This is a genomic window from Rhodohalobacter sp. (genome assembly GCF_034521535.1).
GTDB lineage: Bacteria > Bacteroidota > Rhodothermia > Balneolales > Balneolaceae > Rhodohalobacter.
Genome location: NZ_JAXHMF010000002.1, coordinates 621,207 through 638,815, shown reverse-complemented (window position 1 = coordinate 638,815; position 17,609 = coordinate 621,207). Strand labels below are relative to the sequence as shown.

Annotated in this window: 11 protein-coding genes; 1 reads left to right on the top strand and 10 read right to left on the bottom strand. The window is 47.1% G+C overall.

Annotated elements, in window-relative coordinates; genetic code table 11:
* Positions 1 to 19 precede the first annotated feature (19 nt).
* From U5K35_RS05095 to U5K35_RS05050, 10 genes are all read right to left on the bottom strand, one after another.
* Positions 20 to 1,810 carry a LytTR family transcriptional regulator DNA-binding domain-containing protein gene (locus U5K35_RS05095; RefSeq protein WP_322570387.1) on the bottom strand — a complete coding sequence of 597 codons (1,791 nt, stop codon included), beginning with the start codon at positions 1,808 to 1,810 and terminating at the stop codon, positions 20 to 22.
* 643 nt (positions 1,811 to 2,453) lie between these two features.
* A complete protein-coding gene (gene tnpA, locus U5K35_RS05090; protein ID WP_322570386.1) occupies positions 2,454 to 2,915 on the bottom strand; it encodes an IS200/IS605 family transposase in 462 nt (153 codons plus the stop codon).
* Between the two features lie 1,021 nt (positions 2,916 to 3,936).
* Entirely contained in the window at positions 3,937 to 4,443 is a 507-nt protein-coding gene (locus tag U5K35_RS05085; RefSeq protein ID WP_322570385.1) for a DUF3347 domain-containing protein, read from the bottom strand.
* Between the two features lie 47 nt (positions 4,444 to 4,490).
* On the bottom strand, positions 4,491 to 6,227 hold the full coding sequence (locus U5K35_RS05080; protein WP_322570384.1) for an efflux RND transporter periplasmic adaptor subunit: 1,737 nt from the start codon (positions 6,225 to 6,227) through the stop codon (positions 4,491 to 4,493).
* A gap of 308 nt (positions 6,228 to 6,535) precedes the next feature.
* Positions 6,536 to 7,801, bottom strand: a complete 1,266-nt coding sequence (locus U5K35_RS05075) for a TolC family protein (protein ID WP_322570383.1) — start codon at positions 7,799 to 7,801, stop codon at positions 6,536 to 6,538.
* Positions 7,802 to 8,249: 448 nt separating this feature from the next.
* A complete protein-coding gene (locus tag U5K35_RS05070) occupies positions 8,250 to 12,011 on the bottom strand; it encodes an efflux RND transporter permease subunit (protein ID WP_322570382.1) in 3,762 nt (1,253 codons plus the stop codon).
* Between the two features lie 383 nt (positions 12,012 to 12,394).
* Positions 12,395 to 12,838: a hypothetical protein gene (locus U5K35_RS05065; protein WP_322570381.1), complete on the bottom strand. Its 444-nt coding sequence runs from the start codon at positions 12,836 to 12,838 to the stop codon at positions 12,395 to 12,397.
* A gap of 561 nt (positions 12,839 to 13,399) precedes the next feature.
* Positions 13,400 to 15,379 carry a S9 family peptidase gene (locus U5K35_RS05060; RefSeq protein WP_322570380.1) on the bottom strand — a complete coding sequence of 660 codons (1,980 nt, stop codon included), beginning with the start codon at positions 15,377 to 15,379 and terminating at the stop codon, positions 13,400 to 13,402.
* A 520-nt stretch (positions 15,380 to 15,899) separates the two neighbouring features.
* Positions 15,900 to 16,280, bottom strand: coding sequence for a CrcB family protein (locus U5K35_RS05055; protein ID WP_322570379.1), 381 nt, complete (start codon positions 16,278 to 16,280; stop codon positions 15,900 to 15,902).
* Complete coding sequence (locus tag U5K35_RS05050; protein ID WP_322570378.1) at positions 16,277 to 16,666, bottom strand: CrcB family protein; 390 nt, start codon at positions 16,664 to 16,666, stop codon at positions 16,277 to 16,279. Before U5K35_RS05050 ends, U5K35_RS05055 begins: the two co-directional genes overlap by 4 nt.
* An 85-nt stretch (positions 16,667 to 16,751) precedes the next feature.
* Between U5K35_RS05050 and U5K35_RS05045 the strand changes: the two genes are divergently transcribed.
* The gene (locus U5K35_RS05045) at positions 16,752 to 17,429 is read left to right on the top strand and encodes a DUF4159 domain-containing protein (RefSeq protein ID WP_322570377.1); all 678 of its coding nucleotides are present in this window, start codon (positions 16,752 to 16,754) and stop codon (positions 17,427 to 17,429) included.
* Positions 17,430 to 17,609 lie beyond the last annotated feature (180 nt).

Sequence of the window (17,609 nt, the reverse complement as noted above, 5' to 3'; positions counted from 1 at the left end):
CCTAATATTGAATGTAGTTTTATGTGAAAAACTCTTTTTTAATCCGTCGGGCCATTTTTAAAGTTGTGCCATCCTTAAGCATTAATTGATCTCCTTCAACCTGAACTACGTGCAGAAGATTTACTATGGTAGATCTATGAATCTTTCTGAAGTAGTCGTCCGGTAAAATGGACTCGCAGTGTTTGAGGGTGCATCGTTCAAGAATTGGAGGTTTATTTTCGTCCGCCAGATAAATACGAACATAATTCCCATCAGACTGAATATAACGGATATCTTCAACGGCAAGCATTAAGTTGCTGCTAATGTGTACAAAAATCTGGGTATCTTTTTTTTGAAATATCTCTTTTTGCTTTTTAATGGCTTGTTCAAGCTCTTTCCTTCTGGCTTCACTTTCTGAGAGTTTCTTTATAGCATGGGCTCGCTCAGTTTTGGAATTGGAGTAGCGGTAGTAGAGAAATCCGGATCCAAGACTTAAAAGGAATAACAGACTTCCAACAATTCCCAACCGGTTAGATAAGTCGTTTAAAACTAATTGTGAACTGGCTAACTCTGTTTCGTACTGAATAAGTTGGTGGCGAACTTTTGCATTAGCAAGTTCTTGATCTTCTTTCTTGCGGCTAATCTCCGATGTGAGTTCAATCTGTCTGTTAGAAGCTTTCAGCGCGTCATCTAAATTATCCAATCCGAAGTACGCCCCGGATTGCAGAGAGTAAACATCTTTTAAAAGATGTGTCATGTTCATTTGCCGGGCAAGTGCGATTGCCCGGTTTGTATGTAACAGTACATCATCATAATCACTTCTCAAATTGTTCAGTCTTGCCAGGAACATATGCTTATCGATTAAAATATTTGGCGGACCTGATCTAAAGCGATCTCCCAATATTCTAATTTCAACTTCTTCGGCTTCATCCATCAGACCTTGTTCCAGATAGAGACTGCCCAGTCTTATTTGATGAGCCAATTCCATATTTGGAACACGATTTTCATAGCTGATATCTGCTGCCTGTTCCAGATATTCCAAACCGGAATTGATGTCACCGGAATCGATTAAAATCTGGCTCATGTTGGATCTAACAATTGAAGCTATAGGAGGAATAAGATTCTCCTCGTTTATACATGGAGTAAGCCTTTCAATAGCACCGTCAAAGTCTTCAACCTTAGCGAGATTTGAGGCCAGAGTTGCCTGAATATTACACCGGTCGGATGGGCGCTGGGTGTTTTCAAGAACGCGACTGTACATTTCTATAGCGAGATCATATGCTCCCACCCGGGAATAGATATTTCCCAGATTTCCATAAAAAAAATGTTCAGGATAGTCGGTTACACTATGTTCCGACTGATAATCCAAAGCCTGAATGAATGTCGCTTCAGCATTTAATGTATTGCCGTAACGAGCATATTCAGTTCCCAATAGATTGAGTGATCTCAAATAGTTTAGGTGGCTATTCAAATCTTTCAGCTGAGCTGAAGCTTTCTGTGCATAATAGCGTGAAGAGTCACTGTTGCTCTGTCGCCAAGCAAAGGCAAGTATAAAATTTCGATAAGCATCTTTTTTTGATACAGATAGAGGTTCCAGAACTTCAACCTCTTGTGCAATTTTGAAAAGAGAGTCCGGAATATTTCGAAATTCTGTAAATGAAAAAGAAATATAAGATTCGAGTTTTTCATCATCAGATTGGGCTTCATCCAAAGCCGTCCGAAAACCTTCAAAGTCAACCGGTTGCCGGGGTTGAGCTAAAACAGTCTCTGAGATGATACCGAATAGAAATACCAATAAAACAAAGTCGAGAGAACGAATTGAGAACATCATACCTCAATAGAGCAATAGTAATTGTAGAGATCGTTTTTATTTTTTACACGCCTCTAAAATAGATAAACTTTTTTATAGAGCAACTTTATGTGAATCAATTGGGGAACGGATTACCAAAACTTTTCGAAATCGGTTCGTTTTTTTATAAGTGATGCACATTACATAAGGAAAGTGTAACACTATGACTCAAATACGGTTAAAAAGAAGGAAGAGTAAGTGGCAATGGAGATTTAAATTTAAAAATCACGAAATATTAAAAAATTACTAAGTTTTAGTGCACTACTGATTTGTGTGAGATCAGGCGATTTTTTGACCGCCTTAATGACATATCTTACTTCATAAAACGACGTATCTCCGGTGCGGTATGCTATGGATATAATCTGGGAGCCCGTAGCCAATCAATATAACGTCCCTGACGGGACGTGGATTCGGAACGGACGTTCCTTTCTACAAACATACTGTCCCCATCGGGACAGAATACTAAAACACCCTGCTCCATCGGAGCACTTGCTTGTAAAAACTTCATGCCCCTGAATCGCCTCGCGCCGTTGGTGCGATATGTTATAGATGCAATCTGTGAGCCCTAAACGAACCCAGCATAGGATCCCCGTTAATACTGGTTCGGACGTAAGGAAAACAGAACTTAATCCACTGTCTTAAAAACATACCTTTCATCAAAATCCACGTTAAACTTTTTAAGGAGTTCGAGGTACTCTTCCCTGAACGTTTTCTTCCGATGATGCTCTTTTTGATTTCTGATGTAGTGATATACCCGGTCAATTTGACTTCTGCTGTGTGAAAAAGCCCCATATCCTTCCTGCCACTGAAATCTACTCTGTACGAATCCCCGCTCTTTGATCCACTTTGAAGATTCTCCTTTCACAACTTTGATCAGTTCTGACACTGCTCCTTTTGGTTGATATCCAATAAACATGTGAAGATGATCGGGCATACCATTGATAGCGATCATTTTATGGGTTTTATTTTGGATGATGCCTGTCATGTATTTGTAAAGCTCTTCTTCCCAATCAGGTTGAATGAGGCTGATTCTGTTTTGTACTGCAAAAACAAAATGAATATAAAGTTGAGTGTACGTGTTAGCCATAGCTCTTTTCTTAGTAAGAGCGATTAAAAAGTAAATCCTTACAAACTTTTTTTTAAAAAAACTCAGAAGCACTCACCCTGCTTCATAGAAGCAATATGTTTGTAAAAACTCCGTGCCTCCCCCTTTAAACAGCACCGCGCCGGAGGTGCGGTATGTCTCCGGTATAGTTTGGAAGTCTGAATCGAACAAAACATAACGTCTCTGACGGGACGAAGACCTCTGATATGAATCCCTCTTTTTACAAACATACTGTCCCTATCGGGACAAAAGTCCATAGAATCCAAATGCTCTCATCAAGACGTCCTACCGGATGGGCTACTTCACTACACCCTATTCACAACTCGGTCTATCGCTAATCGATCAACACTAAACTGCGATTAACGGAAAGACGGATAAGCGATAGACGATTTGGCCTCATCACTCTGCTCCATCGGAGCAGTATGTTTGTAAAAACACCGTGGTCCACGGAACGTCACCGCGCCGTAGGTGCGATATGTATCCGGTATAGATTGGAAGCCCGAAACTGACAAAACATAACGTCCCTGACGGGACGAAGTCCTTTGATATGAATCCATCTTTTTACAAACATACTGTCCCTATCGGGACAGGTTTTAGGAATCTGTGGGGTGGATGTAATCTCGACCTAATCGATTATCGGTTTGCTCGATGATATAAGCCAAAGTACCTGAAATCCCCAATCGGTCAGACGGCTTTAAGCCGGTATATAGAGCAAACGATAAGCGATAGACGATTTGGACTTATACTCTGCTCCATCGGAGCAGTATGTTTGTAAAAACACCGTGGTCCACGGAACGTCACCGCGCCGTAGGTGCGATATGTATCCGGTATAGATTGGAAGCCCGAAACTGACAAAACATAACGTCCCTGACGGGACGAAGTCCTTTGAGATGGATCCATCTTTTTACAAACATGCTGTCCCTATCGGGACAGGTTTTAGGAACAAGTGCTTTTTTCCCAAACCCCATTAATCTCTCCCTCCACCACATACCCTGGATCATTCTTAGTTAATCTTTTCCACTGTCTCCCCACACTTGTGCATTTGAGATCCATAAAAGGGATTCTCAATCTCTTCCTTATCGCTGATCCATGCGCTTCCACCTTCATACATCGGGCAGTATTGTTTAAACAGATCCCCTTCATATCCCTGGTTCTCCAGCGCAGTCAGCAGTTGTTCGGAAATCTCTTTGAACGCGAGGCGAAAAGATTGGATATCATCAGCATTTTCCGCCTGTTGTACCGCTGTTGCCATTGCACCGTGATGCATATCATGCTGCCCGGAATGCTCTTCATGGTCATTCATCTCATCGCTGTTCTTTACCTCATCGGAGAACGCCTGGAGGTGGGTTTGAGCTGATTCCAGATCATCGGATGTCAGGGAGTTTTTCATATTCAGATACTCTTCCACCAGGGTTTCCAGATGTTCCGGATGGCCGTGAGTTTGGCTGTGCTGAGCCTGAACAGAGAATGTAATGAGTATAGTGAGTAAAGCTGTTAAAAGGGTTTTCATAATTTTATGATGGGTTTTATAGTTGAGTTTTGTTTTGAAATTGATTGTTACAGGGTTTTGACAGTCTCCCCGCATTTAAGCATTTCATCGCCGTAATACGGGTTTTCGATCTCTTTGCTGTCGCTAATCCAGTTGCTGCCGCCATCGTACATCGGGCAGTATTGCTTATATAATTCTCCGTCGTAGCCTTCTTCTTCCACGCGTGTAACCAACATTTCGGAGATCACTTTGAATTCTTCACGCAGCTCATCTATACTGCTGAAATCTTCCTCAGAAAACAGGTCCATATACTGCCGGGCCATCTCGAAATCATCATTTGCCAACGCTTCGCGGAGTTCTAAATAATTGGGAACGAGAGCTTCGAGATCTTCTTCCATGAGTACTTCACTATGAGATTCATGGCCTTCCTCTTCCTGCTCATGGCCGGAATGATCGTCCGTATCCTGCTCCATCTCCTGATCATCCATTTCCATACCTCCGTGATCATGGCCGGTTCTTGCCCCGCTTCCCGGCTCGCGGTTCATCATGCTGAATTTGTCGGCCAGCTGAAATTCGCTGTCGATCCGGAAGTTGCCGTGGAAAACCACCTGCTCACCCTCTTCCAGTCCGCTTTCAATCACATAATAATCTCCGGTTTTAGGACCAAGTTCGACTTCACGAACCTCAAACCGCGGCACATCTGCTGAAGTATCCTGCACATATACCAGCGAACGGGGACCGGTCCAAAGTACGGATGAAGCGGGAACCAGAAGTTTTTCATCCTGCATCCGGCTGTTTAACTGTGCCCGCACCAGCATATCCGGTTTGAGTTGGTCATCGCTGTTGTTCAAATCAGCACGCACCCGAACAGTTCGGCTGCGGCTGTCAACAACCGGATCAATGAAAGAGACGGTTGCTTCAAGATTCTGCCCCGGGTTGGCTCGTGTATGAAAATCGAATGTGTCTCCAACAGAAATCCATTCCAGGTCTTCTTCGTACGCTTCGAGGACGATCCATACCCGGTCAAGATTTGCGACTTCAAAAATGACCGTTCCCTCCGCCACATGCTGTTCTTCAGCTACATTCCGGCTCATCACAAATCCGTTTGCAGGTGAAAGAATTTCGAGTTCATTTTGGACGCTGCCTCTCTCTTCTATTTCATTGATCTGCTCTTCAGTAAACTCCCAAAGGCGGAATTTCTGCCGGGCCGATTCATAGAGACGCGGGTTGCGCTCTTTTTGCCGGGCCGCCTCCAGTAACTCTCGTTGCGCAGCGATCAGTTCGGGAGAGTAGATCGTTGCCATTACTTCATCTTTTCGGATAGGAGCACCTGTAAAATCAATTTTCAGGTCACGGATACGCCCCGAAAAGTGGGTGGTGACGTTGGTCAGCCGTCGTTCATCCACCTGAATACGCCCGGGCAGATCCAGGACTTTTTCAGGAGCTCTTCGCTCCACCGGTGCAGTCTGAATATCAGCCAAACTTGCGGCAGAAGCGGTCATAACCATGGAATAGTCGTCCTCGCTTGCTTCAGCATTCTGAGATCCGGCAGGGATGAGTTCCATTCCGCAGATCGGGCAGTTGCCCGGCTCGTTTTGACGAACGGACGGGTGCATGGAGCAGGTGTAGATGATCTCGCCATCTTCATCGGTATGCTCATCCGTGACATGCTGATCCATTTCGGCCTCAGTGAGCTGCTCGTGATCGACATGATCGTTTGATCCGCCAAAAATCAGCCAGCCCAGGATCAGCCCGGTAAAGAGGATGGCGGTGTATGTGAGTATTTGAGTTTTTGTGATGTTCATGAGTTTGTATGTTTGGACTCACCCCCTGCCCCCCTCTCTATTTTGATAGAGAGGGGGAACCTCGGAAAAAGTTCAGGAGGTATGTTTTTGAATTATCATTCTGTTAAAGTTTCGTACTTAAAAGTCCCCTCTCGAGAGGGGAAAAGCGAAACCGAAAGCGCAAAGCGCGATTCGGTAAGCGAGGGGTGTGTTTGATCAAGGCACAATTCCGGCTATCGAAACACACCCCTGATGAAATCGCTGAACGCTCTTCCATCTGTCCCCTCTCGAGAGGGGATGTCATATGCTTCTTGCTGATTTCAATTATTTCATTTTTCATCTCCACCTTGATAGGCTCCAACATCTCCCACAAGAGCTTCAATATTAATTATGGCTTTATACTGCTCAATAATGGCTTCAATCTGCTCCAGCTCCAGGTCGAGCAGTTGTCGCTGAACCTGCAGTACTTCATCAAACCGGGTGTTTCCGGCCGCATATTCCTCGCTGAGAATTGATAGTGCCTGTTCGGCCCTTGGAATCAATTCATCAGTCAGAAGTACAATATTTCGCTCTGATTCCCGGTACTGTTCAAGAGCCTGTTCCAGTTCTGTATTCAGCCGGTTGCCGGTTTGAATTCTGCTGTAATCAACAGACCGCAACTGCTCGGAAGCCTGACGGTATTGAGCACTGTATTTTGATCTCCATAAAGGCACACGGATTGTAGCCATTGCAGCGTACATCTCCTTTGAGTCGGGGAACATCGACATGGGACCGAAATTGCGGCCCATCACTTCAATACCCAGACCGAACGTTGGCCGGCCATTCAATCGGGCAAGATCCCGCTGTTCATTCAGCATCTGCTCCCGTGCGTCCAGTTCACTGAATTCGGGATTTTGTTCTCGAATGTTAGCCCTGAGCTGCTCTTCGTCAATGTAGAAATCCCGCTGTTCGATTTGACCGGATGTTTCCACGTCTGATTCAGGGTCTCTGTTCAGATAGGCGTTAAACCGGATTCGGATCGGATTAACCTTATCCTGCAGGTTTTCAATCAGAGTATGCAGCCGCTGTTCTTCCATCTGAATGCGCAACAGATCTGCCTGACCGGCACGTCCGGTTTCATATCGGACTTCAACCAGTGCTTCCAGATCTCTCAACAGTTCTACTGTTTCTTGCGCTATGGAAATCTTTTGGTTCAATTCTGACAGGTCAAACCACGTAGTTTGAATGTTGCGAAAAAGTTCAAGCTGTCGCGAATTCAAACGTTCATATCCGGCTTCGGCCGTTGCCCGCTGCATATCTCGCTTGGTTTGCAGTGTTCCGAACCATGGAAACATCTGCATGGCCGATGCTGAAAATTGTCCCAAAACCGATTCTGACATCATCGGGTTGAGCGTGTAGCCAATATTTATTTCCGGATCGGGAAGCGTCCCAACCTGCGGAACGACCTCGAGATCTGACCGGTATCTATGCCAGAGCGCTCTAAGTTCGGGATTCTCCTCTGCCGCAATTCGGAGGTACTCTTCGAGCTGCGGATGCTGAGCAGAGACAGGCTCGGTATTTTGAGCTTGTATAGACTGAGAGAAGATGGTCAGCATTCCTATCGTGAAAATAAAGGCTGAAATGAATCCCCTCCCCGAAAAAATCGGGACCAAGTGTGGCTTGAGAGGGGAAAAGCGCAGAGGCAACAGCGTAGCTGGTTGCCACAAGCGAGGGGTGTGTTCCGCGGTGGTAAGGGGCATTGAACGAGTTGGGATCCATTTCAACGCTCCGTCAACACACCCCTCGATTGCGATCCCGACCGCTGTCGGGATCCGCAATCTGTCCCCTCTCGAGAGGGGATTGATTCAGTTTCCAGCCCTCAACTGGGATTCACTTCTCCTACGGGTCATCGCTGCTTAATCCTGCTTGATAGGAGGGACTGTTCCGTGCGTGCTTTTCGCAGTCCCGAACCTTCGGGAACTTTTCACTTTCTTGTCCTCCGAAGCTTTAGAGAAGGCGGAGGCCTTCTCAAGACTCAAGACTAACTTCTCACGACTATTCATTTCAATCCTCCAAAACTTTATTCTTTGATAAACCAAATTCCTTCCACATTGCATACAGCAGCGGCACCAGTAGCAAACTCAATACCTGAACCAGCATCCCACCAAATATGGGTATGGACATCGGGATCATGATTTCTGATCCTTTGCCCGGCGCGGTCAGAATGGGCAGCAGGGCGAGCAGAGTGGTGGCCGTGGTCATCAGACAGGGACGAACACGCCGCATTCCGGCCTCGATGGCTGTTTTGTAGATCGACTCTTTGCCTTGCGGTTTGTTTTTCTCGAAGAGCTGCTCCAGGTAGGTGGCCATCACCACGCCGTTGTCCACGGCAATTCCGAACAGGGCCAGGAATCCGACCCAGACGGCCACACTCAGATTTACGGCTCCCATCTGAAAGAACTCCCTCAGATCGGTACCAAACAGGCTGAAGTTCATGAACCAATCCTGTCCGTACAGCCAGAGCAGCGTAAATCCGCCGCCCCAAACCAGCACCACGCCGGAAAACACGATCAGCGAAACCTGAGTGGAACGGAACTGGAAATAGATAATCAGGAAGATGATCAGCAGGGTAATGGGCAGAACCACGGATAACCGTTCGGCCGCCCGCTGCTGATTTTCAAATTCGCCTTCAAAGGTGTAGCTGACGCCATTTGGAACCTCAAGCATCCCGTTATTAATCTGTTCATCCAGGTATTCACGCACCCGGTTGATGACATCCACGGAAGCTTCACCGGGCGTGCGGTCGAATGTGACGTAAGAACTCAGGAAGCTGTTTTCACTTTTGATGCTCATCGGGCCCCGCTCAAAGCGAAGTTCGGCCAACTGTCCCAAGGGAATTTGGGCACCGGATTTGGCGGGAACCAGAATCCGTTCCATCATCTCGGGGGTATTGCGGTATTCCCGTGCGTATCGAACTCGAATGGGGTATCGCTCGCGTCCTTCCACGGTCATCCCCAGCATTTGCCCGCCAATGGCAGTGGTGATGACCGACTGCACATCTGCAATGGTTAGTCCGTGCCGGGCAATTTCCTGCCGGTTGATGTCGATCTCGAGATAGGGCTTGCCCACCACCCGATCGGCATATACCGAAGCGGGACGAACACCTTCCACCTGACGAATCAGCGGTTCCAGTTCGGCGCCAAATTCATTGATGCTTTCCAGGTCCGGTCCGCTGATGCGGATCCCAAGATTCGCCCGCATGCCCGTTTGCAGCATGATCAACCGCGTTTCGATGGGCTGAAGCCGGGGCGCAGAGGTAATGCCCGGAATATCGGCCGCATTCAGAATTTCACTCCATATGTCATCTTCACTTTGAATGTGATCGCGCCACTGACGGTAATAGCGGCCGCTTCGGTCGGGGATCAGGTCGCCGTTTTCATCCCGAACAAAATCACCATCCTCGTATTGATACCGGACCCTGCGTCCGCGCTCATCGGTTTTATATTCCGTTTTATAGCTGATGATATTTTCGAACATCGAAAGCGGGGCAGGATCGAGAGCTGTTTGGGCTCGACCCGCTTTTCCGACCACAGATTCCACTTCTGGAATGGATGCCACACGCATGTCAATTTCGCGCATCATTTGGATAGTCTCTTCGGAGCCGGCGTGAGGCATTGCGGTTGGCATCAGCAGGAAAGAGCCTTCATCGAGCGTAGGCATAAATTCCTGACCCAGGCCCGGGAAGCGTTCGTCGATAGATGTCCAGAGCGCGGTTTCCTCGATTTCGATTCCCACGGCATTAAATCCATCGGCCACATAGCGGAAGGTGGTATCGAATCCGCGCCAGCTTATGATGCCGATCAGGAAGATCAAAATCGGCAGGGAGATGAAGAGTCCTTTGTGGCGCAGTGCCCAGTCCAGAATCTGCCGGTAATAATGCATGAAGAGCCAGAACGAGCCGAAGATCAACCCCACCAATAAGATGATGAAGATAAGGCTGAGGAGTATGGAACTGTCCGGGCCGAGCGGAAGCCAGATTCCCGCCAGCAGCCACGCCACAGCAAACAAAATGATGACGTTATTGACCCAACCCGACCACCGGGCATAATCTTCCCGGTACAGCGCAGTGATGTTGCTGATACCCAAAGCCATCAACGTTAAACCGGCCCAGCCGAGATAGCCAATGGCAATGACAAGTCCGGTTGCGATCATCACTCCATTCCAGAATAGCTTCCACTTTTTGGATGCTATTTTTCGGGAAAAGAGCCAGTGGGAGAATACGGGGATCAGGGTGATCACAATGACCAGTGCGGCGATGAGAATAAAGGTTTTAGTCCAGGCAAGGGGTCCGAACAACCGGCCTTCCTGAGCTTCAAGCATAAACACGGGCAGAAAGCTGACGATGGTGGTCAGCAGCGCGGTAATAACGGCCGGCGCCACTTCCGCGGTGGCACGGTAAATAGTTTCCAACAGCGGCTCGTCCGGATTTTTTTCCTCGATATGCCTCAGCATGTTTTCGGTGAGAATAATCCCCATATCCACCACCACCCCGATGGAAATAGCGATTCCTGCCAAAGCTACGACGTTGGCATCCACGCCCGCGTATTTCATCATAATAAAACTCATCAGCACGGCCAGCGGCAGCAATGCTGAAATGACGATCGATGTACGCAAGTGCATCACCATGATGATAATGACGATGATGGTGATCAGGATCTGCAGGGTGAGAGCTTCCTCGAGCGTCCCGAGGGTTTCATAGATCAGTCCGGTTCGGTCGTAAAATGGCACGATCTTAACCTGTGATTCGGTCCCGTTCTCCAGAATTTTGGTGGGCAGGCCGGGTGAGATCCTTTCAATTTCATCTTTTACGTTTTGAATCACTTCCAGCGGATTTTCACCGTGCCTTGCAACGATCACCCCGCCTACCGCTTCAGCGCCGGCTTTATCGAGTGCGCCACGCCGTTGTGCCGGACCCATTTGAACATGGGCCACATCCTTGATCCGGATGGGAGTGTTATTCCGCACATCCACCACGCTTTCCTCCAGATCTTCCAGAGATTCAATGTAACCCAATCCGCGAACCACATATTCCGCCCGGTTCAGTTCAATGGTTCGGGCGCCGGTTTCCTGGTTGCTGTTGCGTACGGCGTTGGCGATATCCGTCACCGAAACATCTGCCTCGCGCATGGCAACCGGATCGATGTCCACCTGATACTCCTTCACATACCCGCCGATGCTGGCTACTTCCGAAACACCCTCAGCAGCCGAAAGAGCATATTTTACCTGGAAATCCTGAATGGACCGAAGCTCCTGCGGATCCCATCCACCGGCCGGATTTCCTTCTTTATCATATCCTTCCAAAGTGTACCAGAAAATTTGTCCCAAAGCGGTGGCGTCGGGACCCAGTGCGGGCTGAACACCTTCGGGAAGCGTTCCGGACGGCAGGGCATTTAGTTTTTCAAGGATGCGCGATCGGCTCCAGTAAAATTCAATGTCATCTTCAAAAATGATGTTGATGGAGGAAAATCCGAACATGGAATTACTGCGCACGGTTTTCACGCCCGGCAATGCCAGGAGCTGCGTGGTCAGCGGATAGGTGATCTGATCTTCGATGGTTTGGGGTGATCGGCCCGGCCACTCGGTGAATACGATCTGCTGGTTATCGCCGATATCAGGGATGGCGTCCACGGGAACGGGATCGCGGGGAATCAGGTCGATATCCCAGTCGAAAGGAGCTGTGGCAATTCCCCAGCCTGCCAGCGTCAGAAATAGCAGCAGGGCTATGAGTTTGTTTTCGAGAAAAAAGCGTATGAGTTTGTTAGTCATGCTGAGCGTTTTTCGAAGTCCCGATACTTCGGGAAGTTGTTAGTCTTGAGTCGTGAGGGACTCACCCTCTGTCTCCCTTCCGCCGGCTGGCGGATAGAGAGGGAGGACTTTGTAAAGGGTTTATTAGTTTGTTTTTTGGTATTGAGGAGTTGGGAAGAGAATTTTCCCCTCTTGAGAGGGGAAAAGTGAAATGAAAACAGCGCAGCTGATTTTCATGAGCGAGGGGTGTGTTCGCGGGAGCTGTGAGCTTGAAAAGAACTCTAAGTTATATCAGCGCACCGTCAACACACCCCTGATTTTCAAAAGCATCGCATTGCGATCTTTCTCAAATCGGTCCCCTCTCAAGAGGGGAAATTTCATCCTTCCCAATAAAAGAGATGTGTTTACAGCAATAGAGTATCGTACACAAGCCAGATGGGCGGGCTGTGTTCGTGCTGGTTTCTTTTTTGATCCTGATGAATGGATTCATCAGAGGATGTGAAAGGTGTTAAATCAATTTGTTTGGGCAGATAGGCGGTAAACTCGTTCGATACCAGAATCCAATCCGTGACTTCGAAATAGCTGTGGTCGAGTTCGCAGGCGCAGATCTGTATGTCATCACAGTTATCGTGGCCTTTGTTTTGGTGGCTGTCGTGTTGAGACGGTACCTCTTCGGTACAGCAACTGTGATCATCAACCATCTCCATACCGTCATGATGGTGCATTTCCATCTTACAGAAATCGACAAGCTGTTTGGCCTGAAGAGTTGACGGAATGAGAAAAGCGATCAGCAGAAGGAGTGCTGTTGCATTTGTGAAGCGCTGATATGTGGTTGTAGAAATTTTCACAAATTAAGAATAGCGTTTGTGGAGCAAAACTCCATATGAAACAAAAATATTACACATTTGTTCGGATATATTACAAAACAGCAGTAGTTAACCGGCAGACGTGATTTTACTGCGGTCGGAGAATCAGCTCATTTAAATAAAAACAGACCGAATTCCACGGTTCCAAGTGTCCCTTTAAGGACAGAATATGGGTAGAAAACAATGTATCGGACATATAATCATTGTGCCGTTAGGTACGGAAAATAACTCTTTTGATTCATCTACACCGAATGCTCACCCGATTATATGGCATACCTACGGCACGCTATGTGAGTGATTGCTCTTTTATTTCTACCAATATATTGTCCCTCACGGGACAAGGGTTAAATGTTATAGGATGATGATCTAAGTATTTACAATTATCTGCCTTCAACATTGCATCTACTCTATGGATCGAACTCAGGTTAAGAAAGTTGACGGGAGTCTTAAAGCCGATGTTAATATGAATTGGGAGACAATAGGATTCTAAGAAATCACCCCGCTATTCAGTTGAAAAACGGGATGATTAAAGCATCATTGAGTTTATTTCACATACTGCCCAAACCAGTCAATCATTCGTCCCATAAAATCGAGCTGATGGGCACGTTCCGTTAAACCATGCGGCTCGCGTGGATAGAGAACCAGTCCGGTTGGAATCTCCTTCATCTTCAGAAATTGGTGCAGTTGAATGGACTGCTCGGGATGAACTCGGTCATCGGCCAGTCCGTGAGCTACCATCATCGGAGTGTCGGCATGGTTGAGCCAGGCTACCGGCGAGCGCTCCCAGTTCTGACCGGGATTGTTGAACCAGTAGAGATCCCAGTGAACTACGCTCATCTCATGAGGAATATCGGTGGTTCCCATAAATGAGATCCAGTTAGACAGGCCGGCAAAGGTAATGGTTGCGGCAAATCGGTCGCTGTAACGGGTAGCAGCCCAAGCAGAGAAGTATCCGCCATAGGAGGTTCCGGACATCCCCACTTTTTCAGGATCGATCAGGCCCATTTCATCCAGGTGATCAATTCCAAGCAGTACATCGTCAAACTCTTTACCGCCCAGATCACGATGGTTGGCTGAAGCAAACGCAGTTCCGCGTCCGCCGCTACCCCGATAGTTGGGTTCAAAAACAACATAGCCTTCATTTGCCAACACTTGTGCAGGATAGAGCGCCCGTGTGTTCCATCCGTTCAGGCTGACTCCCTCGGGTCCGCCGTGCGGAAGAATGATCATAGGGTATCTAGTTCCTTCTTCATAATTGACCGGTTTCACTAAAATACCTTCAATTTCCATATCATCAGCTCCTGCCCATGTGATGGAAGTTTGTTCACCGAACTGCATTTCGTTCAGCCACTCATTGTGCCGGGTAATTCGCTCCAGGTTTGGTCGTCTCAAATTACTCACCACGTAAACTTCGTTGGGATGCAGTTTTGTATTAACTGAAGCCGCGAATGCGTTTTTGCGCTCATTCAGACTGATTCCCCTGAATATTTCATCTCCTCCGCCAAGAATACGGGTGATACCTTCCCGGTCAATTCGCATCGAGTTCAGTGTAGTAACGGAACGTTCAACAGCGGTAAAGAAGATTGTGCGATTGTCCTGCCATCCGGCCCAGTCAATGCTTCCTTCCCAATTGTCAGGAGTCAGATCGCGATTTCCGCTGCCGTCTGCATTCAGAACCCATAGCCGTTGAGGAAGCGGATCACTGTAGACTTTTCCTGCAAGTACGGCCAGTTTCGATCCGTCGGGCGACCAGCTCATGGCGCCTTTCTTCATCGGCTGATCCATCAGATCTCTCATGCCTGATCCGTCGCGGTTGATCACAGAATAGCGGGTATACATCTGATCAGCATCGGCCCCGGTTTTTTCACTGACCCGAACGGCCAGCTGCTCTCCATTTGGAGCCCATGAGAAATCGTAAACATATAATCCATCAGGAGTAATTCGGGTTGCATCACCATCTCTTGGCTGAACCCAAAGTCTCATGTACCGTGTGTTTTCACCGGACACAATCATGTCGAAACCTTTCTCTTCCATCTCCTTTCTTTCATCAGAAACGGGATCGAGAGATGTGTAGGCAATCGTTGAACCGTCCTGTGTCCATTGATAGGAGGAGACACCATTCTCTGCATCCGTATGTTTTTGCAGGTCATCACCTGATTGATTTACGGAATAAACCTGGGTTTGATCGTGGTGATCAGTAATCCGCGACGTAAAGTAGAGACGGCCATCAGGTCCCCAGTTCGGAGAACCTGCACCGTTTGGTTTTTCGATCACGTTGATTGCCTCTCCGCCATCAGCCGGAATGATGTAGAGTTCGGAAAAATTTCGGCCTATATCGTCATCCTCTGTTCGTGGAACGCTGAGTGTGTAAGCCACATGTTCACCGTTCGGGCTCATCGCTACCGAGCCGACGTTTTCCAGTTTTACAACATCCTCAGCCGTCAGACCCTGTGCATAAATTTGTACTGAGCTGAGCGCTGTAAAAAGAGCGGCAACCAGCAATAGATACGTTACTTTTCTCATTTTCATAAGCTTGATGATTTAGTTGTCAGATTCACTCAATATAAATGAAAATGCGAACTATTTAACGTGAGTCCGAGATAAGAATTCGTAAAAATGTTACAATGAATATCGAGGTACAAATGTTTTCCTTATTACTTTTGGGCCGCCAAAAGTAATCATCCCGAGGTGTCGGGACCCGGGCGGTGATTGCTTCCGGGCCTGGTTTGCCCGCGCGGTTACACAACATCAATTGCTCCCGGGCGAGCAGATGTTGTGATGTCTCCCGCGCTTTGATGCAAACCATGCTAATCCTCCACCAATCAAGGCCGGTGAGTTCATTCGTTTGTTAAACTAATGTATGTTTTAATATTGAGTTTCGGTTCTTATACATTACAAAAAACGAATACCTTAATTGATTGAATTCAATACAATTACATCACTAAAGCTGTGTTTACATGATTAATGTCAACCTAAATCTTCTCCTTGAAAGTGAGATGGCTTCTCACTTTGCCAAATTCAATAAATTTATACCGAATTCACGTTATTTAGCTAATTTCACTCCAATAGTAAGCGCAAGAATTCCAAGAAAAAGCTGACTGAAAATGTAGGCTGAAAAAATGATGGGAGATTGTCCGAACAGCGCCATCGCTTCCAGTCCAAATCCTGAATAGGTGGTAAAACTTCCCAATAGTCCGGTCAGCAAAAACAGCCGTTTTTCTTTGGATTGATTTTTAGTAGCAATGCGGGTGATGAAGTATCCCATCAAAAAGCTGCCCAGTATATTCACGAAGGATGTGGCGGTGAAAAGCTCAGTGTTGGGCAGCAGAGCATTAAAGCCGAGATCGGCAATATGTCGGAGTACGGCACCCGTGGCTCCTCCAAGCGCAACCCACACCAGTGATTTTAATTCCGGCCGGATCAAGCTGCACCTCCCATCCAGTGCAGGGTAAATGAGTAACCGGCAAAAACAAGCCCGATGGCTACAACCAGCTGCATAAACAGATAGGAAAGGATTTCCGGAAGAGGTTGATCCAGTCGCTGAAATACCTCAAGTGAAAAGGTCGAAAACGTGGTGTATGAGCTAAGAACTCCGATTGAGAGCATCGTTGTAATCTCATCACTGAACGGATTGGATACAGAAATCGCTGCTGTAAATGCACCGGCAATCAGGCAGCCAAATGAGTTGGCAAAAACGGTTCCGGTAAGAAATGGAATGCGTTTGTTAATGGGTATCGTAGCGATTGATGTCAGGTATCGAAGGGTTGCCCCAATGGCGCCGCCCACAGCTATTAAAAAAAAGTCTAACAAAGTGCTGAAGATTCTATTTGTACGTTTGGGATCAAACTACCGTTTTCTATTTTAAGATTGAATTAAAACCCGGTTACCGATATAGATGATGTTGTATAGAGTATTCGCAGTGATTTTCTGCTTTTTGTTTATTGGGACTTACGAGACGGATGCTCGTCAGTCTGATGACACATTTAAAATAGCCCGGGTTCAATATCAGGGCGGGGGTGACTGGTACAATTCTCCAACGGCCCTGACCAATCTGATCGATTTTGCCAATCAGAATCTACCAATCCGTATATCCAAGAAATACGATGATGTGCAGATCGGCAGCCGGGATATTTTTGACTACCCATTCCTGTTTGCAACCGGTCACGGAAATATTTCGCTGAATAACTCCGAAATGGAAAACCTCCGGCGCTACCTGGAAAATGGAGGCTTTTTGATGGTGGATGATGACTATGGAATGGACGAATATGTAAGGCCGCTGCTGAATAGAATTTTTCCCGATGAAGAGCTGGTAGAGCTGCCTGCAAACCATCCGGTCTACTCCATTGTCTATCCTTTTTCTGATGGGCGTCCGCCTAAGGTTCACGAGCACGACGGGAAACCGCCACAGGCTTTTGCTCTGTTTAAAAATGGACGAATGATTGTTCTCTACACGTACGAGTCGAATCCAAGCGATGGCTGGGCCTATGATGAACACGACAATCCCGAGGAAGTTAACCGAAAAGCACTTCAGTTCGGTGCGAACGTGCTGACGTATGTGTTTATGAATCCTTGATTTTCAGATGTGAGTCTTGAGATCTGAGTATTGAGTCGTGAGTAGTAGCTATCGAGTTTAGTAATAAAACGAGGCTCTATTGCTTTAAATGGGTGTGGATAATTCTCAATCAAGCTCCGAAGGAGCGACCGATAATAACCCCGGGCGGGAGCCCGGGGTAATAATGCGGAAAAGAAAATT

What these genes read in the sequence shown, in the direction of transcription:
- U5K35_RS05095 (WP_322570387.1), bottom strand. Translation starts at nt 1,810, where the DNA reads ATGATGTTCTCAATTCGTTCTCTCGACTTTGTTTTATTGGTATTTCTA.
- tnpA (WP_322570386.1), bottom strand. Translation starts at nt 2,915, where the DNA reads ATGGCTAACACGTACACTCAACTTTATATTCATTTTGTTTTTGCAGTA.
- U5K35_RS05085 (WP_322570385.1), bottom strand. Translation starts at nt 4,443, where the DNA reads ATGAAAACCCTTTTAACAGCTTTACTCACTATACTCATTACATTCTCT.
- U5K35_RS05080 (WP_322570384.1), bottom strand. Translation starts at nt 6,227, where the DNA reads ATGAACATCACAAAAACTCAAATACTCACATACACCGCCATCCTCTTT.
- U5K35_RS05075 (WP_322570383.1), bottom strand. Translation starts at nt 7,801, where the DNA reads ATGCTGACCATCTTCTCTCAGTCTATACAAGCTCAAAATACCGAGCCT.
- U5K35_RS05070 (WP_322570382.1), bottom strand. Translation starts at nt 12,011, where the DNA reads ATGACTAACAAACTCATACGCTTTTTTCTCGAAAACAAACTCATAGCC.
- U5K35_RS05060 (WP_322570380.1), bottom strand. Translation starts at nt 15,379, where the DNA reads ATGAGAAAAGTAACGTATCTATTGCTGGTTGCCGCTCTTTTTACAGCG.
- U5K35_RS05045 (WP_322570377.1), top strand. Translation starts at nt 16,752, where the DNA reads ATGATGTTGTATAGAGTATTCGCAGTGATTTTCTGCTTTTTGTTTATT.